This is a genomic window from Muribacter muris, from assembly GCF_001038205.1.
Taxonomy (GTDB): domain Bacteria; phylum Pseudomonadota; class Gammaproteobacteria; order Enterobacterales; family Pasteurellaceae; genus Muribacter; species Muribacter muris.
Window position 1 is genome coordinate 13,864 of sequence record NZ_JWIZ01000023.1, and the last position, 24,462, is coordinate 38,325.

Below are 24,462 nucleotides of genomic sequence, written 5' to 3' on the forward strand. Positions count from 1 at the left end.
TGAAAAAATCCCCCACAACTGTGAGGGATTACGCAAAACCGATTATTGCTCGGTAACTAACAAATAACCACGACTCCGCAAGGTTTTGAACCAAGGCAGGTTATCGTTGCGTTCCGGTAATTTTTTACGCAGATTAGAAATATGCATATCAATCGCCCGGTCGTAAGGGGTGAGCCGTTTGCCAAGAATTTCAAGGCTAAGTAATTCACGGGATAAAATTTGCCCCGGATGGCGCATTAGCATTTGCAATAGTGCAAATTCCGTGCCGGTGAGATCCAAATCCCGCCCCTCAAACATTGCCTGCTGACGGCCGGGGTGAAGTTGCACACCGCCAAATTGCAATAATTTGCGATCTTCGTAAACACTCTCGGGAAGTGTATCTAAATTGAGCGGTTTGGCTGAATTGACGGTGCGGCGTAAAATCGCTTTAATACGGGCAACCAATTCACGATCATTAAACGGTTTTGGCAGGTAATCGTCCGCCCCCAGCTCTAAGCCCAGTACCCGATCGATTTCATCGTCTCTGGCGCTCAACATTAACACCGGCGTGTTATATTTTTGACGCACTTGTTTTAAGGTTTCAATCCCGTTGAGAACCGGCATCATTACGTCCAGTAAAATCAGATCGTAGCTTTGTAATTTTAGCTCTTCAAGAGCATCTTGACCGTTATGAACGGTATGCACCTTAAAGCCTTCGAGAGAAAGTAATTCGGCAAGTAACTCGGTAAGATCAACATCATCATCAACTAATAAAATTTTTGGCATAGCTGTTTTTCCTATTCCACTGCGTTTGTTTTTTAAACATTTGCTCGGGTATCTTTACATAAGCAAATCCATTCGGCTACTTTACCGAATTTTGTCAATTTATTCTATATTTTTTATTTGATTCCACAGAAAATCAAGTTCTTGAAGCGTACAATCTTGAGGTAATTTCCCTTGTGATTTCAAGATCTTCTCAATTTGTCTGAAACGGTTTTCAAATTTTACATTGGCATTGCGTAAGCCGGTTTCTGCGTCAAGTTTGTGATGACGGCATAAATTCACCGTAGCAAACAGCAAATCGCCCAATTCTTCTGCCAGTTTAGCTGAGACTATCGGCGATTGCGCTAACTCGGCTTTGACTTCCTGCAACTCTTCTTCCACTTTGGCTAAAACATCATTGGGGTTATCCCAATCAAAGCCGACCTTCGCACAGCGTTTTTGCAATTTATGGGCACGGGTGAGTGCAGGGAGTGCAAAGGGTAAATCATCAAGAATAGATGCTTGCTCACGGTGTTTCGCCTCGTTAGCCTTTTGTGCTTCCCAGTTTTGCAAGGCTTCTTCGCCGCTTTGGGCGGTTTTATCACCGAACACGTGCGGATGGCGATAAATCAGCTTGTCGTGAATATCGCTTAGTACGTCATAAAAGCTAAATGTTCCCTCTTCTTGTGCTAATTGGCTAAGAAATACCACTTGTAACAGCAAATCGCCGAGTTCTTCCCGTAATGCACGGCGATCGTTGGTGTGAATGGCTTCAGCGACTTCATAGGTTTCTTCCAATAAACAGGGTAGCATTGAGTCAAAGGTTTGCTGGATATCCCACGGGCAGCCGGTTTTTGGATCACGTAGTTTCGCCACCACGTCAAGAAATTGGTCAATTGTTGTCATTGTTATCCCCTCAATGTAAAGAAGCCTATTTTGGCGTTGTCGGCTGAATTTGTCTATGAAATTTGTCAATTTATTGTGCTAGAATTTCACCACTCTCACTTAACCGGATCATTGATATGGATTTAACCTACCTACAAAAACTCCCGCAAGCTGAATTTAGCGCCCGCCGCCAGCGTCTTTTTGAGCAAATGCAAGATAACACTGCCTTGATTGTGTTTACCGAAACGGAAAAACGGCGTAATAGCGACTGCGATTATCTGTTCCGCCCCGATAGCTATTTTTGGTATCTGACCGGATTTGGCGAACCGCAAGCCGCTTTGCTGCTCATCAAAACGGCAGGGCAGTGCCGAAGTCTGCTGTTTTTACGCTCGAAAGATCCGCTAATGGAAACGTGGAACGGTCGCCGATTGGGCGTAGAGAATGCGCCAACGGCATTAGCGATAGATGAAGCCTTTGATATTGCCGATATTGAAACAGTGTTTGCAAAAAAATTGGCAAATCTGACCGCCTGCTATGTTGCCGAAGGTATGCAAGAATGGGGGGATAAGATAGTGTCTGCCGCATTCACACTCGCTCAAAATAGAGATTGTCAGCGGCTTGATTGGCGGCCGATCCTGTCGGAAATGCGTTTAATCAAATCCGAAAATGAAGTGGCACTCCTGCAACAAGCGTGCCAAATTTCCGCCCTTGCCCATCTGCGGGCGATGAAAACCACCCGTCCGAACCGCTATGAAATGGAGATTGAAGGGGAAATTCAGTATGAATTTTCACGTTTCGGGGCAAGGTTCGCCTCCTATAATCAAATTGTCGCCAGCGGTGAAAATGCCTGTATTTTGCACTATAACGAGAACGATCAAATCTTAAAAGACGGCGACTTATTGCTGATTGATGCCGGTGCGGAATTTGCAATGTATGCCGGTGATATTACCCGTACCATTCCGATTAACGGCAAATTTAATACGGCACAACGGGAAATTTATCAGCTCGTATTAGATGCAATGAAAGCGGCAGTGAAATTATTAGTGCCAAACAGTTCGATTAAAGTGGCGAACGATTGTGCCATACGGATAATGACGGAAGGATTAGTGCGTCTGGGCATTTTAAACGGCGATGTTGATAGGCTGATTGAAGAAAAAGCCTACCGCCAATTCTATATGCACGGGCTGGGGCATTGGCTCGGCTTAGATGTCCACGATGTCGGTGATTACGGCGTAGAGCGGGATCGTCCGTTACAAATCGGAATGGTGTTAACCGTTGAGCCGGGGCTTTATATTCCGAGCGATGCCGATGTGCCGCCGCAATATAAAGGGATAGGCGTGCGGATTGAAGATAATTTGCTCATCACCGAATACGGCAATAAAAATTTAACCTCAGCAGCCCCGAAAGAGATCGCCGAGATCGAAGCCATAATAGCAGACAGCCGTCTTTAACCGCTCCGCCTTTTTGGTTAGAATAAATTTTTCTATGTTATGGAAGGACAAACACAATGACCCAAGTATTTAATTTCAGTGCCGGCCCGGCAATGATGCCGAAAGCCGTTTTAGAGCAAGCTCAACAAGAGTTACTTAACTGGCAAGATCAACACACCTCTGTGATGGAAGTCAGCCACCGTGGCAAACTGTTTATGGAAATGATCACCCAAGCCGAACAGGATTTTCGCCAACTTTACGCAATTCCCGATAATTACAAAATTCTCTTTCTCCAAGGCGGAGCAAGGGGACAATTCGCTGCTATCCCAATGAATTTGCTCAATAAAAAGGGCAAAGCGCTCTACCTTAACGGCGGACATTGGTCGGCAACGGCAGCCAAAGAGGCTCGTCTGTTCGGCGATATTGATGAAATAGATATTTTAGAACAGGACGAAACACTGCAAGTTAAAGCCTTAGATTTGCGTGACATTGCCACGCAATACGACTATGTTCACTACTGCCCGAACGAAACGATTAGTGGTGTAGAGATCTTTGATATTCCGGACGTGGGCGATACGCCGTTAGTGGCGGATATGTCGTCTAATATTCTCTCCCGTGAAATCGACATCAACAAATTCGGTTTAATTTATGCCGGCGCGCAAAAAAATCTGGGACCGGCGGGGATCACGATTGTTATTGTGCGTGAAGATTTAATCGGCAATGCCCGCCCTGCGACGCCGTCTATTTGGAATTATGCAGTACAAAGCAAAAGCGACTCGATGATCAACACACCGCCGACATTCGCATGGTATTTGTGTTCGCTTGTCTTCAAGCACCTTTTAGCATTGGGCGGAGTGAAAGCGGTAGAGCAGCGGAATATCGCCAAAGCCGACTTGCTCTATCAATATCTCGATCAAAGCGGGTTTTACCGTAACAAAGTCGCCAAAGCCAATCGTTCATTAATGAACGTTACCTTTACCACCGACAATGACGAGTTAAATGCAAAATTTGTCGCTGAAGCGACCGCTTGCGGCTTACAAGCCTTAAAAGGTCATAAAGTGCTGGGCGGAATGCGAGCCTCTATCTACAACGCAATGCCGATTGAAGGGGTCGAAGCGTTAATTGCGTTTATGCGGAAATTTGAGGCTGAAAATAGAGGGTAGTCTAGTGAGATCCTGTCAAAAATTAACAATATTATGTAGCAGTTGAACAAAGTTGTTTTTTGTTTGCTTGTAGGGACACACTGCGTGTGTCCGGATTTTAACCTATTGAAATAATTTGATTTTTATAAAGGGCACACGCAGTGTGTCCTTACATTCCGTTAAAATGTCTATTTTTGTGCATTTGCTACATAATACCGAAAAATTAACAGGATCTCACCACTTGTTAGTGATTGTATTCTAATAACTTAGTTTGCTTTCCACAGCCGTTTCCCTAAAAACACGCCCCAGATAATCACCACAAACGGCAATGTTAATGAGGGTAAATTGAGTGGGGCAAAAAGATGATCTAACCCCACAATCACCCAAGTGGAAAGCATTGCAGCAATAATAAGCCCCAGCCAAGCAAGCGGACGTTTAAGAGAGAAAAAGGCAGCAAAAGCGATGCCGATTAAAATTGCGTTAAAGCCATAGATGCCCGCCGCAATTAAATAATGTGCTTCTGGTGATATTAATGTCATTAGATAAGCACAGCTTAGTGCTATCACGGCAGCTAAAAAGTAAAGCCAATTCCCTATCAGTAACCCTAATGCAATTAAAAGGCTGCCTTCTCTATTTGCCGCTAAAAAGACTTCATCAAAGGGTAAAAAGAAAGCATCTAAAAGTGTGCCGGTTTGCGGTGTACTATGTAAGATAATACCGTCCACCATTGGTAAATAGGGGTGAATAATAAACATTAACCAAGTAGCAAGAATAAAAGGCAACGTGAGAATAGGCAGTTTGGTTCGCTGAAACAGCGGTTGCAAACCCTGTTGTAGTAACACAGTGATGAGAGCAACGGCAATAACCATTGCTATCCACCAAGGTGTGTTGAAGAATGTTACAAAGGCAATCGCACTTAATGCCGAGTTATAGCCGTATAGCCCCTGCTCAATCTCGTTCGGATCTTGCTTGGTAACATAAGCGAATAGTCCGCCCACGCCGCTGCCAATCAGTGCCGCAAGCCCGATTTGCCACGCACCATAGCTAAAGCCGAGTATAAACAGTAACCCGACAAATGCCGAATTGACCAACATTATTTGGGAAATCCCTCTCAGCAACGAATACACTATCGTTTTATACATTTTCATCACTATCCTTAACACAATTTAAAGTATGATCATAGACCAAAACACGCTCGGTAAGCTAGCCAATTTTATTTAAATATGATTAACTATCACTTTATCTGACTATAACAAGGATGAACAATGCAATACATCAACATCGTAAATGAAGGGGTGAAATCGTTATCCCCTTATCAAGCGGGCAAGCCGATCGAGGAATTAGAACGGGAGCTGGGGATTTCAAATATCGTCAAGCTGGCATCGAATGAAAATCCGTTTGGTTTGCCTGACAGTGCCAAACAGGCAATTTTGGCTAAACTTAACGATCTCACCCGTTATCCTGACGCTAACGGTTTTGCACTTAAGCAAGCAATTTCGCAGAAATTTGGGGTAAGTCCAACGCAAATCACCCTTGGTAACGGCTCAAATGATCTTTTGGAATTGTTTGCCCACACCTTTGCCGGTGAGGAAGATGAAATTATCTATTCTCAATATGCGTTTATTGTCTATCCGTTGGTTACTAAGGCGATCAATGCGGTTGCCCGTGAAATTCCGGCAAATGCGTGGGGACACGATCTAGACGGCTTTTTGCAGGCGATCACATCCAAAACGAAGTTAATCTATCTCGCCAACCCGAATAATCCGACCGGCACATTTTTAAGCCACCAACAGATTGCCGACTTTCTTGCCAAAGTACCGGAGCAGGTGATTGTGGTGTTGGACGAAGCCTATACTGAATTTACCGAGCCGAGCAAGCGGGTCGATGCGTTCGGACTTTTGCAAAAACACACCAATTTGATTATTTGCCGCACCTTATCGAAAGCCTACGGTTTGGCAGGGTTACGCATTGGCTATGCGGTATCAAATGTGGAAATTGCCGATCTGCTGAACCGTGTCCGCCAGCCGTTTAACTGTAACAGTCTTGCGTTGGCGGCAGCCGTTGCGGTGATCCAAGACGAGCAGTTTATTGCCGCTGTTGCCGAAAATAACCGCCGAGAAATGCAACGTTACGAAGCATTTTGCCAACAGCATCAGCTAAGCTATATTCCCTCAATGGGTAATTTTATTACCATTGATTTCAACCGACCGGCACAGCCGATTTATGACGCATTGCTGCGGGAGGGCATTATTGTCCGCCCGATCGCCGGTTACGGAATGCCAAATCACCTACGCATTAGTATTGGTTTGCCGGCGGAAAACGAGCGTTGTTTTGCGGCTTTGCATCGTGTATTAGGCTTATCAGTTTAACACGCGGTCAAAAAGCATTGAAACGTTGCAAATTTATTATTGATATATCAAAGAGATAAGCAATGTAAACAAATTAAATTATACCGTGTGGGATCGCATTAAATAGAGTAAAAAATGGAAAAAATTACATTAAAACCAATTTCTCGTGTTGAGGGGGAAATCAATCTACCTGGCTCAAAAAGCCTCTCAAACCGTGCGTTATTATTGGCGGCGTTAGCCGAAGGCACAACGCAGGTTCATAACCTGTTGGATAGTGATGACGTGCGTCATATGCTCAATGCGTTGAAAGCGTTGGGCGTGGACTATCAACTATCGGACGACAAAACCGTTTGCACGGTAGCCGGTTTAGGTGGCGCATTTAAGGGACAAGACGGCTTGGCGCTCTTTTTAGGTAATGCCGGTACGGCGATGCGGCCTTTAACCGCCGCATTATGTTTGAAAGGCGAGAGCAGTGCGGAGATTATCTTAACCGGCGAACTGAGAATGAAAGAACGCCCGATTCAGCATTTGGTCGATGCCTTACGTCAAGCGGGTGCGGATATTCAATATTTGGAAAATGAAGGTTATCCGCCGATTGCAATCCGTAATAGCGGTTTAACGGGCGGAAGCGTGCAAATTGACGGCTCGATTTCCTCCCAATTTTTAACCGCACTGTTAATGGCAGCACCGCTTGCCGAGGGCGATATGACGATTCACATTATCGGCGAGTTGGTCTCCAAGCCCTACATTGATATTACCTTAGCGATGATGAAAGCCTTTGGCGTGGCGGTCAGTCATCAAAATTATCAGATCTTTTTCGTTAAAGGCGGGCAGCGTTATATTTCGCCTAAGACGTTTTTAGTCGAGGGGGACGCTTCGTCTGCCTCTTATTTCCTCGCCGCCGGTGCGATTAAAGGTAAGGTGAAAGTAACAGGGATTGGTAAACATTCTATCCAAGGCGACCGCTTGTTTGCTGATGTACTGGCAAAAATGGGGGCGAATATCACTTGGGGTGAAGATTTTATCCAAGCGGAGCAGGGAGAGTTGCACGGCATTGATATGGATATGAACCATATCCCCGATGCGGCAATGACGATTGCGACCGCCGCACTGTTTGCTAAAGGGGAAACGGTGATCCGCAATATTTATAATTGGCGGGTCAAAGAGACCGATCGTTTAAACGCAATGGCGACCGAGTTGCGAAAATTGGGGGTGAATGTCGAGGAGGGGGAAGATTTTATCCGAGTAACACCGCCGGCAAATCTCGGCGATTTGCAGCACGCCGAGATTGCGACTTATAACGATCACCGAATGGCAATGTGCTTTGCGTTGGTGGCGCTATCGCCTACGCCGGTAACAATTCTAGATCCACAATGTACTGCTAAAACCTTCCCAACCTTTTTTGAGGCATTTGAAAAAATCAGTCATCGTGAGTAAGCGGTGAGTTTTGAGAGATTTTTAGCAAAATTTGCGGTACTATGTAGCAAATGCACAAAATAGACATTTTAACAGAATGTAGGGACACACTGCGTGTGTCCTTTATAAAAATCAAAGTATTTCAATAGGTTAAAATCCGGACACACGCAGTGTGTCCCTACAAGAGAATAAAAAAACAACTTTGTGCAACTGCTACATAATATTGAAAATTTGTCGATTACACTTTTCATAAAGAGTAATGATGTAAGCTATTGGGACGCTATATTAGGCGTCCTTTTTTCTACTTTGAAGGGCGAGAAATCATTGAGAGGTGCAAATATCTGCTGCTGTTCTCCCAATGCGATTTATCTGGATAATCGATTTGTTTGATGAGTAATGTTGCAAAAATTATCAGCCAACTAACCGCTTGCTTGGGTGGTTACGCATTTTCTTTCGGGCAATGTTCAAAATTGAGAAGTAGTTCAAATTTTCTAAGGAAAGAGTGTGGTACTATCCGAATATCCTAGATAGGTAACTAAGGAGTTCATTATGTATAAACATATTTTAGTGGCGGTTGATCTTTCTGAGGAAAGTTTGATTTTATTGCGTAAAGGCGCAAGTTTAGCAGCAAAATGCCAAGCGAAGCTGTCGATTATTCACGTTGATGTGAATTTTTCCGACCTCTATACCGGATTGATTGATATCAATATGTCTTCAGTGCAAGATTCCGTTTCCGAAGAAACGGGCAAAGCGTTAGCCGATTTGGCGGAAAAGATTGATTACCCCGTCGAAGAATGCCTCAACGGCAGCGGGGATTTCAGTCAAGTCTTGGAAGAAGCGGTGGATAAATATCACATCGATCTCTTGGTTACCGGTCATCACCAAGACTTTTGGAGCAAATTTATGTCTTCAACCCGTCAAGTGATGAACAATGTGTCGGTAGATATGTTGGTTGTACCGCTCGGTATTGATGAATAGTAAGAAACCGTTTGCGTCGGCTCAGATGCAAGCGGTCTTTTTTCAGACAAAATTTGCAAAGGAGATAAAGCCGTCAAATATAGGCTCTACAAAGTATCTAAAAAAGTGTGTAAAATATGCCGAATTTATTGTTAAGCCGATTAACAGTAGCGTACCACAATTTTTTATGTATTTAGAGTAACTTGAATGAAAACAACTTCCGAAATTAGACAATCGTTCTTAGAATTTTTCCAAAGCAAAGGGCACACGATTGTGCCGAGTAGCTCCCTTGTGCCTGAAAACGATCCAACCTTGCTTTTCACCAATGCAGGAATGAACCAATTCAAAGATGTGTTTTTAGGGCTGGACAAACGCCATTACAGCCGTGCGACCAGTTCTCAACGTTGCGTGCGTGCAGGCGGTAAACATAACGATCTCGAAAATGTCGGTTATACCGCTCGCCACCATACTTTCTTTGAAATGTTGGGTAACTTCAGCTTCGGCGATTATTTCAAACAAGATGCGATTGCGTATGCGTGGGAGTTCTTAACTTCGGCGAACTGGTTAGGATTACCGGCGGAAAGATTGTGGGTAACGGTCTATGAGACGGATGATGAAGCCTACGATATTTGGCATAAACAGGTTGGTGTGCCGGCAGAACGCATTATCCGTATTGGCGATAACAAAGGTACGCCTTATGCGTCGGATAATTTCTGGCAAATGGGAGATACCGGACCTTGCGGGCCTTGTACCGAGATCTTCTACGATCACGGCGATCATATTTGGGGCGGCCCGCCGGGATCGGCGGAAGAAGACGGCGACCGTTATATCGAAATTTGGAACGTGGTTTTTATGCAATTCAACCGTCAAGCGGACGGCACAATGGAAAAATTGCCAAAACCGTCCGTGGATACCGGAATGGGATTAGAGCGGATCAGTGCCGTATTGCAACACGTCAATTCAAACTACGAAATTGATATTTTTCAAACCCTTATCAAAGAAGTGGCGGCATTGCTAAATGTGGCGGATTTAGACAATAAATCCCTGCGGGTGATTGCCGACCATATTCGTTCCTGTGCTTATTTAATTGCCGATGGTGTCGTACCGTCTAACGAAGGGCGGGGTTATGTTTTACGCCGTATTATCCGTCGTGCCGTTCGCCACGGAAATATTTTGGGGGCAAAATCGGCATTTTTCTACAAATTAGTGCCGACCCTTGCCAAAGCAATGGGGCAGGCGGGTGAGATTTTAACCGAAAAACAAGCCCACATTGAGAAAACTCTAAAAGCGGAAGAAGAGCAATTTGCTCGTACACTCGAACGGGGTTTAGCGCTATTGGAAGAGGCGTTGGCAAAATTAGACGGAAAAACCCTCTCCGGCGAAGTGGCATTCAAACTGTATGATACTTACGGCTTCCCACTGGATTTAACCGCAGACGTATGCCGTGAACGTGAGATTAGCATTGACGAAGCCGGCTTTGAACGTGAAATGCAGGCACAGCGTGCCAGAGCACAGGCAAGTAGTCAGTTTGGCACGGATTATAACAATGTTATCAAAGTAGAGGGTGAAACTCTCTTCAAAGGCTACACTGTTACGCAGTGTGAGGCAAAAGTTGTGGCGTTATTCAGTAATGGCAAAGCGGTTGATACGATTCAATCCGGCGAGAATGCTGTGGTTGTGTTGGATCAAACGCCATTTTATGGTGAATCAGGCGGTCAGGTCGGCGATAGCGGTCAGATCAGCACGGAAATTTGCCATTTCAATGTAACCGACACACAAAAATACGGCCACGTTTTTGGACATATCGGGCAGCTTGTCTCCGGTTCACTTTCGGTCGGTGACAGTGTTTCAGCGCAAGTCGATACGGCACGCCGTCACGCTATTACCTTAAATCACAGTGCGACTCACTTGTTACACGCCGCATTACGTCAGGTGCTGGGTAATCACGTTGCACAAAAAGGGTCGTTAGTGTCTGAAAGTGTCTTGAGATTTGATTTTTCTCAACCGGAAGCGATTTCAAAAGCTCAATTAGACGAAATTGAGCGTATCATTAACCGTAAAATCCGTGAAAATATTAACGTTACCACCGATATTATGGATATTGAATCGGCGAAACAGAAAGGTGCAATGGCACTATTCGGCGAGAAATACGGTGATGAAGTGCGAGTGGTCGGTATGTCCGATTTCTCAATGGAGCTTTGTGGCGGTACGCACGTTAAGCAAACCGGTGAAATCGGCTTATTTAAGTTTGTTTCCGAAGGGGCAGTTGCTGCCGGTGTTCGCCGTGTTGAAGCGGTAACGGGCGAGAATGCACTGGATCTTATCTTCCAACAACAGCAGGTTTTAGCACAGAGTAGCGAGTTGCTGAAAGCGGATAGCAGTAATTTAGTTGAAAAAATTCAACAGCTACAAGAGAAAACCAAACGTACCGAAAAAGAGTTGCAACAGCTCAAGGATAAATTGGCTTCGCAAGCAAGCGGTGAGTTAGCTAAACAGGTGCAACAAATTGGCGGGGTGAATGTCCTTGTACAACGTTTAGAGAATGTGGAAGTGAAATCATTGCGTACGATGGTAGATGATCTAAAAAATCAACTTGAAACGGCGGTGATTGCCTTTGCCGTACCGACACAAGATAAAGTCAATCTTATTGTTGGGGTAACGTCTGCATTATCGAAAACGATAAATGCGGGTGAATTAGTGGGGGTAATGGCTCAAGCAGTGGGCGGTAAAGGCGGTGGCCGTGCCGATATGGCAATGGCAGGCGGTTCGCAGCCGGAAAATATTGAGCAAGCGTTAGACATTGCGATGAAATGGATTCAGGCAAAACTCTAATAATGACAACATTCAGGTAAGGCAGGATATGCCTTACCGCTTACAATAAAAATAAAAGGAGAAATGACAATGCTTATTCTGACTAGGAAAATTGGCGAAAGCCTGTTAATTGGTGATGATGTTGAAATTACCGTACTCAGTATTCGTGGCAGTCAAGTGAAATTAGGCGTAAAAGCCCCCAAAGAGATTTCCGTTCATCGAGAAGAAATTTATCAACGGATCAAAGCACTCTCGGAAGAAACAAAACAAGGGTAGCACTTTATACAGGATTCAACTCAACAACATAAGGAAAATATTATGAGTAAACTCACGTGTTTCAAAGCGTATGATATTCGAGGTCAATTAGGTACGGAGCTTAATGTCGATATTGCGTATCGTATCGGGCGTGCTTTCGGGCAGTTTTTAAAACCTAAAAGTATCGTTGTTGGGGGGGATGTCCGTTTAACCAGTAACGAACTCAAAAATGCGGTAACAAACGGTTTATTGGACTCCGGTGTAGATGTGATTGATCTGGGGCAAACCGGTACGGAAGAAGTCTATTTTGCAACATCATTTTTAAAAACGGACGGCGGTATTGAAGTAACGGCAAGCCATAATCCGATGGATTATAACGGAATGAAATTAGTCCGTGCTGGATCTCGTCCGATCAGTGCAGATACGGGTTTGGCAGATATTCAACGCTTAGCGGAAGAAAATCAGTTTCCGCCGGTCGCCCAGCGTGGAACTTATACGCAAAAAAGTGTATTGGGTGACTATGTTAGCCACTTATTATCCTACATTGATTTAAGCAAATTAACGCCGAAAACCTTGGTGATTAATTCCGGTAACGGTGCGGCAGGTAAAGTTATTGATGCGATTGAAGCACAATTTAAAGCTAATAATGTACCGGTAACCTTTGTCAAAGTGCATAATAATCCGGACGGCAATTTCCCTAACGGTATCCCTAATCCGATTCTGCACGAAAACCGTCAAGATTCGATTGATGCTGTGCTTGCCAATAAAGCGGATATGGGGATTGCCTTTGACGGTGATTTCGACCGTTGTTTTTTCTTTGATGAAAAAGGCGGCTTTATTGAAGGCTACTATGTTGTCGGCTTGCTCTCTCAGGCGTTTCTTCAAAAAAATCCGGGGGCAAAAATTATCTACGATCCACGTTTGATTTGGAATACGGAAGAATTGGTTTCTCAAGCCGGCGGTCAAGCGGTAATGTCAAAATCAGGCCATTCATTTATTAAAGAGAAAATGCGTGAAGTTGATGCGATTTATGGCGGTGAAATGAGCGCGCACCATTATTTCCGTGATTTCTTCTACTGCGACAGTGGTATGATTCCGTGGCTACTTACCCTTGAATTACTTTGCACTACCGGTAAAACATTAAGTGAGCTGGTTGGCGAACGTTTAGAGAAATTCCCATCACCGGGCGAAATCAACAGTAAATTAGCCGATGCGAAAGTGGCATTAGATCGCGTTTTAAACGCTTATCAAGATCAGGCAAAATCCGTGGATCGTTTAGACGGGATTAGTGTTGAATTTGACAACTGGCGGTTTAATTTAAGAAGTTCAAATACCGAACCGGTCGTTCGCTTAAATCTTGAAACGAAAGGTGATAAAGCGTTAATGCAACAAAAAACGGACGAAGTGTTGGCACTGTTACGTCAGTAATTTGCCTATTTTTTAACTTAACAGACCGCTTGCACAGGGCAGGCGGTTTTGTCTTTCTTTAATTTTAAGGATTTTTATGAAAGTAATTATTCCTGTGGCGGGCTTAGGCACACGTATGCTACCTGCTACCAAAGCTATCCCAAAAGAAATGTTGACTATTGCGGATAAACCTTTAATTCAATACATTGTAAACGAATGTGTGGCGGCAGGGATTAAAGAGATTGTGCTGGTTACTCATTCTTCAAAAAATGCTATCGAAAACCATTTTGATACCTCATTTGAGCTGGAAACAATGCTCGAAAAACGGGTAAAACGCCAATTATTAGACGAAGTGCGTTCTATCGTGCCAAAAGATGTTACGATTATGCACGTGCGTCAAGGTCAGGCAAAAGGGTTAGGGCACGCCGTATTATGCGGGCGGGCGTTGGTTGGTAACGAACCTTTTGCCGTGGTGTTACCCGATGTGTTACTTGCCGATTTCAGTGCCGATCAAAAAACAGAAAACCTTTCTGCAATGATTCAACGTTTTAAAGAGACTGGGAATAGCCAGATTATGGTCGCACCGGTGGCAAAAGAGGAAGTCAGTAGCTATGGTATCGTGGACTGTCAAGGGGCAGAACTTACCCCAGCGGGCACGGCAAAGATTGTCAAGGTCGTGGAAAAACCGTCTATTGACGAAGCACCGTCTAACTTTGCGGTTGTCGGTCGTTACGTCTTCTCTGCGGCGATTTGGGATTTATTAGAAAAAACACCGATTGGTGTGGGCGATGAAATTCAATTAACCGATGCCATTGATATGCTAATTCAGCAGCAAGACGTTGAAGCATTTCATATGACGGGTAAAACCTTTGATTGTGGCGATAAGTTAGGCTATATGGAAGCCTTTGTCGAGTACAGTTTAAACCACAGCAAATGCGGAGCGGATTTCAAATCCTATCTTAAGAAATTGGCGAAAACGTTATAGTGTAATGAAATGGGCGATAAACAAATAATAAAGAAAGTTGCGCAAGCGGTAGGTTTTGGGCTTTTTTGTGCCGGCTTGGTTCTTTACGTCGCCCCTTGGATTAATCAGCAATATCGTAATGAAACCGATAATGTCATTAGCTTTCACAATGCTGTGCGTACCGCTTCGCCTGCAGTTGTAAATGTATATAACCAAGCCTTTGATGTGAATGGTTCCGGTATTGCCAGCGAATTACAGCTTAACAATTTGGGGGCCGGGGTGATTATGACTCCAACCGGCTATATTTTAACGAATAAGCACGTTATTCAAAATGCCGATCAGATTATTGTTGCGCTGCAATCAGGGGCAATTCATAGTGCGGTATTGGTTGGTTCGGACGCTTTAACGGATTTGGCGGTTTTAAAGATTGAAGCGGAAAATCTACCGACTATCCCGCAAAATGAAAAACGGCTGACGAATATCGGTGATGTTGTTTTGGCAATCGGCAACCCGTTGAATTTAGGGCAGAGCATTACACAGGGTATTGTGAGTGCCACGGGGCGAAATGCACTATCAGAAACCGGCAGACAAAATTTTATCCAAACGGATGCCTCGATCAATCAAGGTAATTCAGGTGGCGCGTTAGTCAATTCAGCCGGGGAGCTAATCGGTATTAACACGTTGAGATTAGGCAAAACCAGCGAAGAATTAGCGGAAGGGCTTAACTTTGCCATACCGATTAACCTCGCCAATAAAGTGATGAATAAAATTATCAAAGACGGGCGGGTTATCCGTGGCTACTTTGGGGTAAACAGCTCGCTATTTTATTCTGCAAAACAACTCGGCTTAGGCGAGAACGGTGTGCTGATCACAGGAGTAGCCGACTATGGCCCGGCGGCACTTGCCGGCATTAAAACAGGTGATTTGATTTTACGTATCAATGATATTGATGCAGAAAGTCCTGCACAAATGATGGAGTTGATTGCCGATGCAATTCCGGGGACAAAAATGAATGTGCTTATTTCGAGAGACGGTAAAACACAGGAAGTTCAAGTAACTATCGGTGAATTTCCGGACATATAATAAGGTGATAAAATGACAAATATGGTGATAACCGTAGATGGCCCAAGCGGCGCAGGCAAGGGTACACTCTGCCACGCGCTAGCCGCAGAATTGGGGTTTGATTTTTTAGATTCCGGAGCGATTTATCGTATCTTAGCCTTGGCTGCCCAACAAGAAAATATTGCGTTAGACAATGAAGAACAGCTTGCCGAGTTGGCTCGCCGATTAGATGTTAAATTTGAACTGGTAGGCAGTGAAATTGAGGTAATCTTAAACGGTCAGAATGTCGGGGATCTCATTCGCACGGCGCAAGCGGGTCAAAATGCCTCAAAAATTGCTATTTTTCCTAATGTGCGTAAAGCATTATTGCAACGTCAGCGTGATTTCCGCAGTGAGCGAGGTTTGATTGCCGATGGGCGAGATATGGGTACAATTGTGTTTCCGGAAGCGGAAATTAAATTCTTTTTAGACGCCAGCGCGGAAGAACGTGCAAAAAGGCGTGTAAAACAGTTGCAAGAAAAAGGATTTAATGCTAACTTTGACGAGATTTTAGCCGAGATAAAAGAACGGGATTTTCGCGACAGAAATCGTGAAGTTGCGCCGCTTATTCCGGCTAAAGATGCGTTGATTTTAGACTCAACCTATTTATCGATTGATGAAGTGATTCAAAAAGCATTGGATCATATCCGTCAGTATCGTTAATGTTATTGCTTAACAACGGATTGTTAGGTTTTTATTACTAACCCCATTTAGACGGATGCTAGGTGGACGTTTTATTTATTTAAGAAATTTTTATTATGACTGAATCTTTTGCTCAACTCTTTGAAGAATCACTAAAAGGTCAAGAAACCCGTTTAGGTTCAATTGTTAAAGGTACTGTAGTTGCTATTCAAAAAGGCTATGTATTAGTTGATGCCGGTTTAAAATCGGAATCTGCTATTCCGGCTGAAGAATTTTTAAACGCACAAGGCGAATTAGAAGTTCAAGTTGGCGACGTTGTTGATGTAGCACTTGACGCTGTTGAAGACGGTTTTGGTGAGACTAAACTTTCCCGTGAAAAAGCGAAACGTAACGAATCTTGGGCTGCATTAGAAAAAGCATTTGAAGAACAAGCTACGGTAGTCGGTTTAGTAAACGGTAAAGTAAAAGGTGGCTTCACGGTTGAGTTAAACGGTGTACGTGCATTCTTACCGGGTTCATTAGTTGATACTCGTCCGGTGCGTGATTCTATCAACCTTGAAGGTAAAGAATTAGAGTTTAAAGTGATTAAACTTGACCAAAAACGTAACAACGTTGTTGTTTCTCGTCGTGCGGTAATTGAATCTGAAAACAGCCAAGATCGTGAAGAAGTATTAGCGAACTTAGTTGAAGGTTCAGAAGTTAAAGGTACAGTTAAAAACTTAACTGACTACGGTGCATTCGTTGATTTAGGCGGTGTAGACGGCTTACTTCACATCACGGATATGGCTTGGAAACGTGTTAAACACCCAAGCGAAGTGGTGAATGTCGGCGATGAAGTAACGGTTAAAGTATTGAAGTTTGACAAAGATCGCACCCGTGTTTCTTTAGGCTTAAAACAATTAGGTCAAGACCCTTGGGTAGCGATTGCACAAAATCACCCGGTAAACAGCAAATTAAGCGGTAAAGTAACCAACTTAACCGACTATGGTTGTTTCGTTGAAATTTTAGATGGTGTTGAAGGTTTAGTTCACGTTTCAGAAATGGATTGGACAAACAAAAATATCCACCCGTCTAAAGTTGTTAACGTAGGCGATGTCGTTGAAGTAATGGTGCTTGAAGTTGATGAAGAGCGTCGCCGTATTTCCCTTGGTTTAAAACAATGCAAACCAAATCCGTGGGAACACTTTGCTGAAACACACAACAGAAATGACAAAGTGAAAGGTAAAATCAAATCAATCACTGACTTCGGTATCTTCATTGGTTTAGAAGGCGGTATTGACGGTTTAGTTCACTTATCCGATATTTCTTGGAATATGTCCGGTGAAGAAGCGGTTCGCCAATACAAAAAAGGCGACGAAGTAGAAGCAGTCGTTTTACAAGTTGATGCAGTGAAAGAGCGTATCTCTTTAGGTATCAAACAGTTAGAATCTGATCCTTTCACTAACTTTGTTGATGGTACTAAGAAAGGTGCTATCGTTAAAGGTAAAGTAACCGATGTTGATGCAAAAGGCGTAAAAGTAGAACTGACTGATGGTGTTGAAGGCTACATTCGTGCAGCGGAAGCAACACGTGATCGTGTAGAAGATATTACAGCGGTTATTAACGTAGGTGATGAGCTTGAAGCGAAATATACCGGTGTAGATCGTAAAGCACGTGTCGTTAATTTGTCTGTTCGTGCTAAGGATGAAGCAGAGGAGTCTGCCGCACTTGCGCAAGTGAATAAACAAGAAGAAGCTATTCCAAATGCAATGGCTGAAGCGTTTAAAGCTGCAAAAGGTGAATAATTAATCCTTTGACCTAAGGCGGATATGTATTAGGCATATCCGCCTAGATTTATCAAAATAAAGGAGAAAAAATGACTAAGTCCGAATTAATTGAAAATTTAGTAATTAAATTTCCTTCATTACAAATGAAAATTGTCGATGACAGCGTTAAAGAAATTTTGGAGCAAATGACGGTTTCTTTGGCAAAAGATGAACGCATTGAAGTCAGAGGATTTGGCAGTTTCTCTCTCCATTACCGCCAGCCTCGAATGGGTCGTAACCCTAAAACAGGGGAATCGGTGAAATTAGGTGCAAAATATGTGCCTCACTTTAAAGCAGGCAAAGAACTAAAAGAACGTGTTGATGCATAATTTATCTTTTCGCCCTTAGTGTAATAAACGGAGTCTTTATGAAATATATCTTCATTGCGGTAATTATCTTAGCGATTATTATTGTTGGCGTTACGATTGGTGCAAATAACGATCAACTTATTACATTCAACTACTTAATTGCAAAAAGTGAATTACGTTTATCCAGCTTAGTTGCAATCTTATTTGGCTTTGGGTTAATTTTAGGTTGGTTTATTACCGCTTTTTTCTATTTAAAAGTGAAACTGCAAAATATCGCATTAAATCGCAAACTTAAACGTCAAGCAAAACAAATCAGTGAACTGACTTTACCAAAGGTTGAGTAATGCTGGAATTATTGTTCCTTTTATTACCCATTGCTGCATTATATGGTTGGTATATGGGGCAACGTAGTGCAAAAAAGGATCAAGATGCCATTCATCATCAATTCTCCCGTGATTATGTTACGGGATTGAATTTTCTTCTTTCTAATCAACACGAAAAAGCGGTTGATATTTTTCTCTCAATGCTGCAAAAGCAAGAGACCGAACATCGTATTACGCACGATTCTCAATTTGAAGCGGAATTAACTTTAGGTAATCTATTTCGTTCAAGGGGAGAGGTCGATCGTGCGCTCCGTATTCATCAAGGGCTAGAGAGTAATCCCGATTATACCTTTGAACAAAAACTGCTTGCTAAACAACAGCTTGCCAAAGATTTTATGGCTGCCGGTTTTTTTGATCGTGCTGAAAACTATTATATTCAACTTTTAGACGAACCGGATTTTGCGATCAACTCGCTAAAACAGTTAAGCCTTATTTATCAAAAGACAAAAGAGTGGCGAAAAGCGATCAATGTGGCAGAAAAACTGCTCAAAATTGCTCCGAATACCGATAGAACACCTTTGGCACATTTTTATTGTGAATACGCTGACGCCTTTAAAGAGGGTGAACAGCAAAAGCGTATAGAGGCATTACAACAAGCGGTAACTTATGCGCCAAATTGTGCAAGAGCCTCCCTTTTGTTAGGGGAGTATGCACTGCAAAACCAACAGTTTTCACAAGCACTTACGCATTTTGAACAGATACTGAGTCAAGATCCCGACTACATTAGCGAAGTGTTAGACAAAATTAAACTGTGCTATCAGCAGCTCGATCAATTAGAGCACTTTGAGCTGTTTCTTATCCGAGCAAATCAAATTAAACATAACAGCAGTATTGATTTAGCATTAACCGAATGGATCGAACAAAAAGACGGTATGGAGACGGCACAAACCCGTTTATATCAACAAGTTCGCCAATATCCTAATTTGTTTACCTTTCATCGCTTTATCTATTACCAAATGCACGAAGCCGAGCAGGGTAGAGGTAAGGAAAGTTTAGCCCTGCTACATAAAATGGTTGGTGATCGTATTCAAAAAAGTTTTCATTACCGCTGCACACATTGCGGCTATCAAAGCTATCGGCTAAGCTGGCATTGCCCGTCTTGTCGAAAATGGGAAACGATTAAACCGCTCCACAGTATTGTGGACGTTATTTAATAAGGAGTCCGAAATGGATAATAAAATTATTGTCGCATTAGATTATGAAACCGAGCGTGAAGCGCTTAATTTTGTGGATCAAGTCGATCCCTCTTTATGCCGTTTGAAAGTCGGCAAAGAAATGTTTACAACCTTAGGGACACATTTTGTCAAACAGTTGCAAGCACGCAACTTTGATGTTTTTTTGGATTTAAAATATCACGACATACCAAATACAGTGGCAAGAGCGGTTCGTTCAGCCGCCGATTTAGGCGTTTGGATGGTGGACTTACACGCTTGCGGCGGATTAAGAATGATGGAAACCGCAAAACAAATTCTTGAACCATATGGCAAAGACGCCCCATTATTGATTGGCGTAACTGTATTAACCAGTATGGAAGATCTCGATTTATTACAGATTGGTATTAACGCCTCACCGATGGAACAAGTTATCCGCCTCGCTCATTTATGCCAACGTGCCGGTTTAGACGGTGTTGTGTGTTCCCCTCAAGAAGTTGAAGTATTACGCACGCACTGTGGTAAAGATTTTAAACTGGTAACACCAGGGATTCGCCCAGAAGGCAGCGATTTTGGCGATCAACGCCGTGTAATGACACCAAAACAAGCCATCGAAACAGGCTCTGATTACCTTGTTATCGGTCGCCCGATCACACAAGCACAAGATCCATTGGCAGTTTTAACCGCTATAAACCAATCCATTGCTTAACAAGCGGTCAGTTTAAACAGGAATTTTGTAAATGACCTTAGTTTATTCAACGGAAATCGGCAGAATAAAAAGCGAAGCACCAAAAGCAGAACGACCTAAAGGTGATGGCATTGTACGAATTCAACGCCAAACAAGTGGCCGTAAAGGCAAAGGTGTTTGCATTATCACCGGATTGAATTTAGATGATAAAGGGATAATGTCCCTTGCTTCTGAGCTTAAACGCCGTAGCGGCTGCGGTGGCTCGGTTAAAGACGGCATCATTGAAATTCAAGGCGATAACCGTGATCAATTAAAACAAATGCTTGAACAAAAAGGCTTTAAAGTCAAATTAGCCGGAGGCTAAAATCCATTATAAATTTCGCATAATGTATATTATGTTAAATAAAAGAATGATAACGATAAGATCAGCCGCTTTCGTATGATTATCCTCCGTTTAGGAATTTATTTTCTAGGCTGAAAAGCGTATCATAGCAGGCTAAACATATTGTTAAAGAATGTGTTACTTTTTATTCCAATAACAACTGTATAGGTGTTTCGACAATGTCAAAAAATATTCTTATTCTTAACTGTGGTAGCTCCTCTTTAAAATTTGCTATCCTTGATCCTATCTCGGGCGATGAAAAATTATCGGGTCTAGCAGAAAATTTTAACCTTGAAGATGCTCGAATTAAATGGAAATTAAACGGTGAGAAAGGTGCGGCTGATTTAGGCGCAGGTGCGGCGCATAGCGAAGCACTAAATTACATCGTATCGCACATTTTAAGTGCCGAATTGAAAGACAGTATCGGTGCTATCGGTCATCGTATCGTTCACGGCGGTGAGAAATATACCTCCTCTATCGTGATTAATGATGATGTTATCGCCGGCATTAAAGAAGCGGCAGCCTATGCTCCACTCCACAATCCGGCGCATTTGATCGGGATTGAAGAAGCATTCAAAGCTTTCCCTGAATTAAAAGAGAAAAATGTTGCGGTATTTGATACAGCATTCCACCAAACAATGCCGGAACACTCTTATCTCTATGCACTGCCTTATTCACTCTATAAAGAACACGGCGTTCGTCGTTACGGTTTCCACGGTACAAGCCATTATTATGTCAGCCGTGAAGCAGCGAAAACGGTCGGTATTGCGCCGGAAAAAGCGAATATTATCACCTGTCATCTCGGTAACGGGGCGTCTATCGCCGCTATCCGTAACGGTGAATGTATTGATACCTCAATGGGCTTTACACCGCTTGAAGGCTTAGTTATGGGGACACGTTCCGGTGATTTAGATCCGGCAATCATTTTCTTTATGCACAATACCCTTGGTATGTCTGTAAAAGAGATCGAAGACACATTAGTGAAAAAATCCGGTTTATTAGGTTTAACGGAAGTTACCAGCGACTGTCGCTATGCTGAAGACAATTATGCAGAAAAACCGGAAGCCAAACGTGCAATGGATGTATTCTGCTACCGTTTAGCAAAATATATCGGTTCATATATGGCGGTAATCGGCGATCATTTAGATGCGATTGTCTTTACCGGCGGTATCGGCGAAAACGCAGGGCCGGTGCGTGAATTAACCTTAAAACACTTGAAATTATTTGGTATTAAAGTGGATAGCGAGAAAAACCTTGCGGCACGTTTCGGTAAATCGGGCGAAATCACGGCTGACGATTCTGCATTCCGTGCATTTGTGATCCCAACAAATGAAGAACTTGTCATCGCACAAGATACAGCACGCTTAGCGTTATAATCTCAAGCCTGCCCTTTGCGGCAGGTTTTATTTTGGAATTAACAAGCGGTCGATAAATGACGTTTTTTTGCAAAAATGAACTTTAACTCCCCGCTTGTTATACAACACTGGAAACGAAAAATGTCTAGAACAATCATTTTAATCCCTATCAGCACCGGCGTCGGTTTGAGCAGTATCAGCCTCGGTCTCGTTCACTCTTTAGAACAAAAAGGAATGAAGGTCGGGTTCTTAAAACCGATTTCTCAACCTGTGAGCGGCGAAGATGTCTTAGACCGCTCCACTACCATTATCCGCACCTCAAAAACCACCGAAGTTGGTGAACCGTTTATGTTAAGTGCCGCTGAAACATTAATCGGTCAAAACCAAACGGATGTATTACTTGAAAAAGTGGTTGAGCGTCATCAGCGTCTGGCGAAAAATAGCGAAATTGTGGTGGTGGAAGGTTTAGTGCCGAACCGCAAACACGCTTATGCCAACAAAGTGAACTATGAGATTGCACAAGCATTAGATGCGGAAATTATCTTAGTTGCTGCACCGTCTGCGGACTCCCCTGCCCGATTGAAAGAACGCATCGATGCCGCTGTCGCTCAATTTGGTGGTCGTCATAACCCGAATTTATTGGGGGTCGTGGTCAATAAATTTAATGCACCAGTCGATGAATCCGGTCGTACCCGTCCGGATCTCACCGAAATTTTCGACTCTTTCCAACACAGTGCCAATAATGTGTCAGAGTTAGAGCGTTTATTCAAAGACAGCCCGATTAAACTGTTAGCTTGCGTACAGTGGAAAGCCGATTTAATTGCGCCTCGCGCGATTGACTTAGTGAAACATTTAGGCGCTTCCATTATTAAAGAAGGCGAAGTTCACCAACGCCGTATCCGCAGTGTAACATTCTGCGCCAGAAGTTTGCCAAATATGGTTGAGCATTTTAAAGCCGGCAGCTTATTAGTGGCTTCGGCGGATCGCCCTGATGTCATTGTTGCCGTGGCACTTTCTGCAATGAATGGTGTTGAATTAGGCGCATTACTCTTAACCGGCGGTTATAAAATTGACGGACAAATTGCTAAATTGTGCGAACAAGCCTTTGAAACCGGCTTACCGATTTTCCGCGTAGAAGGCACAACTTGGCAAACCGCCTTGAATTTACAAAGTTTCAGCCTTGAAGTACCTGTTGATGATAAAGAGCGTATCGCAAAAATTCAGCAATATGTTTCCGAACAATTTGATGTCGGCTTTATTGAAAGCATTTCAAAAGGTGCAGTGCGCGCTCGCCGTCTCTCCCCTGCTGCTTTCCGCTATCAATTAACCGAGTTAGCCCGCGAAGCGAAAAAACGCATTGTGTTACCGGAAGGCGATGAGCCGAGAACGGTTAAAGCCGCGGCATTATGTGCCGAGCGTGGCATTGCCGAGTGTATTTTATTGGCGAACCCGACTGATGTACAACGGGTTGCTGATGCACAGGGTGTTACATTAGGCAAAGGGATTACGGTAATCGACCCTGAACAAGTGCGTGAAAATTATGTTGATCGCCTTGTTGAATTACGTAAAAACAAAGGAATGACGGAAGCCGTTGCCCGTGAGCAATTATTGGATACGGTGGTTCTCGGCACAATGATGCTGGAAGCAAACGAAGTGGACGGCTTAGTGTCCGGTGCAGTGCATACAACGGCTAACACGATCCGCCCACCGATGCAGATTATCAAAACTGCACCGGGTAACTCAATTATTTCCTCCGTCTTCTTTATGCTATTACCGGATCAAGTATTAGTTTACGGAGACTGTGCGGTCAACCCTGATCCAAATGCCGAGCAATTAGCAGAAATTGCTATTCAATCGGCTGAATCGGCGAAATCTTTCGGTATTGATCCTCGTGTGGCAATGATTTCTTACTCTACCGGCACATCGGGTAGCGGTGCCGATGTGGAGAAAGTCGCAGAAGCAACCCGTATTGCGAAAGAAAAACGCCCTGATTTAATTATTGACGGTCCGTTACAATACGATGCAGCGATTATGGAAGATGTAGCTCGCTCTAAAGCACCTAACTCACCTGTTGCAGGTAAAGCGACCGTCTTTGTTTTCCCTGATCTGAATACCGGTAATACCACTTATAAAGCGGTACAACGTTCTGCGGATTTAGTGTCTATCGGTCCGATGCTACAAGGTATGCGTAAACCGGTTAATGACCTCTCCCGTGGTGCATTAGTCGATGACATCGTTTACACCATTGCATTAACCGCAATTCAAGCGACCCAGTAATCACAAGCGGTCGG

General features: G+C 43.5%; 22 protein-coding genes. 19 read left to right on the forward strand and 3 right to left on the reverse strand.

Translation table 11 applies throughout. From position 1 onward, the window contains the following. Positions 1-42: 42 nt before the first annotated feature. Both RO21_RS04175 and mazG read right to left on the reverse strand, forming a co-directional pair. Positions 43-765: a response regulator gene (locus tag RO21_RS04175; protein WP_047976539.1), complete on the reverse strand. Its 723-nt coding sequence runs from the start codon at positions 763-765 to the stop codon at positions 43-45. 99 nt (positions 766-864) lie between these two features. Further along, the gene (gene mazG, locus RO21_RS04180; protein ID WP_047976540.1) at positions 865-1,647 is read right to left on the reverse strand and encodes a nucleoside triphosphate pyrophosphohydrolase; all 783 of its coding nucleotides are present in this window, start codon (positions 1,645-1,647) and stop codon (positions 865-867) included. Between the two features lie 116 nt (positions 1,648-1,763). Between mazG and pepP the strand changes: the two genes are divergently transcribed. Both pepP and serC read left to right on the forward strand, forming a co-directional pair. After that, positions 1,764-3,077, forward strand: a complete 1,314-nt coding sequence (pepP, locus tag RO21_RS04185; protein WP_047976541.1) for a Xaa-Pro aminopeptidase — start codon at positions 1,764-1,766, stop codon at positions 3,075-3,077. Positions 3,078-3,133: 56 nt separating this feature from the next. Continuing rightward, positions 3,134-4,219 (forward strand): 3-phosphoserine/phosphohydroxythreonine transaminase, encoded by a 1,086-nt coding sequence (gene serC / locus RO21_RS04190; RefSeq protein ID WP_047976542.1) that lies wholly within the window; start codon positions 3,134-3,136, stop codon positions 4,217-4,219. Positions 4,220-4,464: 245 nt separating this feature from the next. Here serC and RO21_RS04195 read toward each other — a convergent pair whose 3' ends face one another. Further along, positions 4,465-5,346 carry an urea transporter gene (locus RO21_RS04195; protein ID WP_047976543.1) on the reverse strand — a complete coding sequence of 294 codons (882 nt, stop codon included), beginning with the start codon at positions 5,344-5,346 and terminating at the stop codon, positions 4,465-4,467. Between the two features lie 117 nt (positions 5,347-5,463). Between RO21_RS04195 and hisC the strand changes: the two genes are divergently transcribed. The 17 genes from hisC (at position 5,464) to pta (ending at position 24,448) form a co-directional block, all read left to right on the forward strand. Beyond that, positions 5,464-6,567, forward strand: coding sequence for a histidinol-phosphate transaminase (hisC, locus tag RO21_RS04200; RefSeq protein ID WP_047976544.1), 1,104 nt, complete (start codon positions 5,464-5,466; stop codon positions 6,565-6,567). 114 nt (positions 6,568-6,681) lie between these two features. Next, positions 6,682-7,983 (forward strand): 3-phosphoshikimate 1-carboxyvinyltransferase, encoded by a 1,302-nt coding sequence (gene aroA, locus RO21_RS04205; RefSeq protein WP_047976545.1) that lies wholly within the window; start codon positions 6,682-6,684, stop codon positions 7,981-7,983. Positions 7,984-8,511: 528 nt separating this feature from the next. After that, positions 8,512-8,940: a universal stress protein gene (locus RO21_RS04210; protein ID WP_047976546.1), complete on the forward strand. Its 429-nt coding sequence runs from the start codon at positions 8,512-8,514 to the stop codon at positions 8,938-8,940. 186 nt (positions 8,941-9,126) lie between these two features. After that, the gene (gene alaS / locus RO21_RS04220; RefSeq protein WP_047976548.1) at positions 9,127-11,751 is read left to right on the forward strand and encodes an alanine--tRNA ligase; all 2,625 of its coding nucleotides are present in this window, start codon (positions 9,127-9,129) and stop codon (positions 11,749-11,751) included. Positions 11,752-11,820: 69 nt separating this feature from the next. After that, complete coding sequence (gene csrA, locus RO21_RS04225) at positions 11,821-12,006, forward strand: carbon storage regulator CsrA (RefSeq protein ID WP_047976549.1); 186 nt, start codon at positions 11,821-11,823, stop codon at positions 12,004-12,006. A 42-nt stretch (positions 12,007-12,048) separates the two neighbouring features. Then, a complete protein-coding gene (locus RO21_RS04230) occupies positions 12,049-13,413 on the forward strand; it encodes a phosphohexomutase domain-containing protein (protein ID WP_047976550.1) in 1,365 nt (454 codons plus the stop codon). Between the two features lie 76 nt (positions 13,414-13,489). Further along, a complete protein-coding gene (galU, locus tag RO21_RS04235; protein WP_047976551.1) occupies positions 13,490-14,377 on the forward strand; it encodes a UTP--glucose-1-phosphate uridylyltransferase GalU in 888 nt (295 codons plus the stop codon). A gap of 24 nt (positions 14,378-14,401) precedes the next feature. Further along, positions 14,402-15,439: an outer membrane-stress sensor serine endopeptidase DegS gene (gene degS / locus RO21_RS04240; protein ID WP_047976637.1), complete on the forward strand. Its 1,038-nt coding sequence runs from the start codon at positions 14,402-14,404 to the stop codon at positions 15,437-15,439. Between the two features lie 12 nt (positions 15,440-15,451). Further along, positions 15,452-16,120 (forward strand): (d)CMP kinase, encoded by a 669-nt coding sequence (gene cmk / locus RO21_RS04245; protein WP_047976552.1) that lies wholly within the window; start codon positions 15,452-15,454, stop codon positions 16,118-16,120. A 95-nt stretch (positions 16,121-16,215) separates the two neighbouring features. Then, positions 16,216-17,883: a 30S ribosomal protein S1 gene (gene rpsA / locus RO21_RS04250; protein ID WP_047976553.1), complete on the forward strand. Its 1,668-nt coding sequence runs from the start codon at positions 16,216-16,218 to the stop codon at positions 17,881-17,883. A 71-nt stretch (positions 17,884-17,954) separates the two neighbouring features. Then, positions 17,955-18,233 (forward strand): integration host factor subunit beta, encoded by a 279-nt coding sequence (locus RO21_RS04255; protein WP_047976554.1) that lies wholly within the window; start codon positions 17,955-17,957, stop codon positions 18,231-18,233. Positions 18,234-18,271: 38 nt separating this feature from the next. After that, positions 18,272-18,556, forward strand: a complete 285-nt coding sequence (locus RO21_RS04260; protein WP_047976555.1) for a LapA family protein — start codon at positions 18,272-18,274, stop codon at positions 18,554-18,556. Further along, positions 18,556-19,749 (forward strand): lipopolysaccharide assembly protein LapB, encoded by a 1,194-nt coding sequence (gene lapB / locus RO21_RS04265; protein WP_047976556.1) that lies wholly within the window; start codon positions 18,556-18,558, stop codon positions 19,747-19,749. Before RO21_RS04260 ends, lapB begins: the two co-directional genes overlap by 1 nt. Positions 19,750-19,762: 13 nt before the next feature. Next, a complete protein-coding gene (pyrF, locus tag RO21_RS04270; protein ID WP_047976557.1) occupies positions 19,763-20,455 on the forward strand; it encodes an orotidine-5'-phosphate decarboxylase in 693 nt (230 codons plus the stop codon). 31 nt (positions 20,456-20,486) lie between these two features. Continuing rightward, positions 20,487-20,798: a stress response translation initiation inhibitor YciH gene (gene yciH, locus RO21_RS04275; protein WP_047976558.1), complete on the forward strand. Its 312-nt coding sequence runs from the start codon at positions 20,487-20,489 to the stop codon at positions 20,796-20,798. 197 nt (positions 20,799-20,995) lie between these two features. After that, positions 20,996-22,192: an acetate kinase gene (locus RO21_RS04280; protein ID WP_047976559.1), complete on the forward strand. Its 1,197-nt coding sequence runs from the start codon at positions 20,996-20,998 to the stop codon at positions 22,190-22,192. Positions 22,193-22,312: 120 nt separating this feature from the next. Further along, entirely contained in the window at positions 22,313-24,448 is a 2,136-nt protein-coding gene (gene pta / locus RO21_RS04285) for a phosphate acetyltransferase (RefSeq protein ID WP_047976560.1), read from the forward strand. Positions 24,449-24,462 lie beyond the last annotated feature (14 nt).

Excerpts from the sequence above, each read along its gene's own strand:
- RO21_RS04175 (WP_047976539.1), bottom strand. The coding sequence starts at position 765 with ATGCCAAAAATTTTATTAGTTGATGATGATGTTGATCTTACCGAGTTA.
- mazG (WP_047976540.1), bottom strand. The coding sequence starts at position 1,647 with ATGACAACAATTGACCAATTTCTTGACGTGGTGGCGAAACTACGTGAT.
- pepP (WP_047976541.1), top strand. The coding sequence starts at position 1,764 with ATGGATTTAACCTACCTACAAAAACTCCCGCAAGCTGAATTTAGCGCC.
- serC (WP_047976542.1), top strand. The coding sequence starts at position 3,134 with ATGACCCAAGTATTTAATTTCAGTGCCGGCCCGGCAATGATGCCGAAA.
- RO21_RS04195 (WP_047976543.1), bottom strand. The coding sequence starts at position 5,346 with ATGAAAATGTATAAAACGATAGTGTATTCGTTGCTGAGAGGGATTTCC.
- hisC (WP_047976544.1), top strand. The coding sequence starts at position 5,464 with ATGCAATACATCAACATCGTAAATGAAGGGGTGAAATCGTTATCCCCT.
- aroA (WP_047976545.1), top strand. The coding sequence starts at position 6,682 with ATGGAAAAAATTACATTAAAACCAATTTCTCGTGTTGAGGGGGAAATC.
- RO21_RS04210 (WP_047976546.1), top strand. The coding sequence starts at position 8,512 with ATGTATAAACATATTTTAGTGGCGGTTGATCTTTCTGAGGAAAGTTTG.
- alaS (WP_047976548.1), top strand. The coding sequence starts at position 9,127 with ATGAAAACAACTTCCGAAATTAGACAATCGTTCTTAGAATTTTTCCAA.
- csrA (WP_047976549.1), top strand. The coding sequence starts at position 11,821 with ATGCTTATTCTGACTAGGAAAATTGGCGAAAGCCTGTTAATTGGTGAT.
- RO21_RS04230 (WP_047976550.1), top strand. The coding sequence starts at position 12,049 with ATGAGTAAACTCACGTGTTTCAAAGCGTATGATATTCGAGGTCAATTA.
- galU (WP_047976551.1), top strand. The coding sequence starts at position 13,490 with ATGAAAGTAATTATTCCTGTGGCGGGCTTAGGCACACGTATGCTACCT.
- cmk (WP_047976552.1), top strand. The coding sequence starts at position 15,452 with ATGACAAATATGGTGATAACCGTAGATGGCCCAAGCGGCGCAGGCAAG.
- rpsA (WP_047976553.1), top strand. The coding sequence starts at position 16,216 with ATGACTGAATCTTTTGCTCAACTCTTTGAAGAATCACTAAAAGGTCAA.
- RO21_RS04255 (WP_047976554.1), top strand. The coding sequence starts at position 17,955 with ATGACTAAGTCCGAATTAATTGAAAATTTAGTAATTAAATTTCCTTCA.
- RO21_RS04260 (WP_047976555.1), top strand. The coding sequence starts at position 18,272 with ATGAAATATATCTTCATTGCGGTAATTATCTTAGCGATTATTATTGTT.
- lapB (WP_047976556.1), top strand. The coding sequence starts at position 18,556 with ATGCTGGAATTATTGTTCCTTTTATTACCCATTGCTGCATTATATGGT.
- pyrF (WP_047976557.1), top strand. The coding sequence starts at position 19,763 with ATGGATAATAAAATTATTGTCGCATTAGATTATGAAACCGAGCGTGAA.
- yciH (WP_047976558.1), top strand. The coding sequence starts at position 20,487 with ATGACCTTAGTTTATTCAACGGAAATCGGCAGAATAAAAAGCGAAGCA.
- RO21_RS04280 (WP_047976559.1), top strand. The coding sequence starts at position 20,996 with ATGTCAAAAAATATTCTTATTCTTAACTGTGGTAGCTCCTCTTTAAAA.
- pta (WP_047976560.1), top strand. The coding sequence starts at position 22,313 with ATGTCTAGAACAATCATTTTAATCCCTATCAGCACCGGCGTCGGTTTG.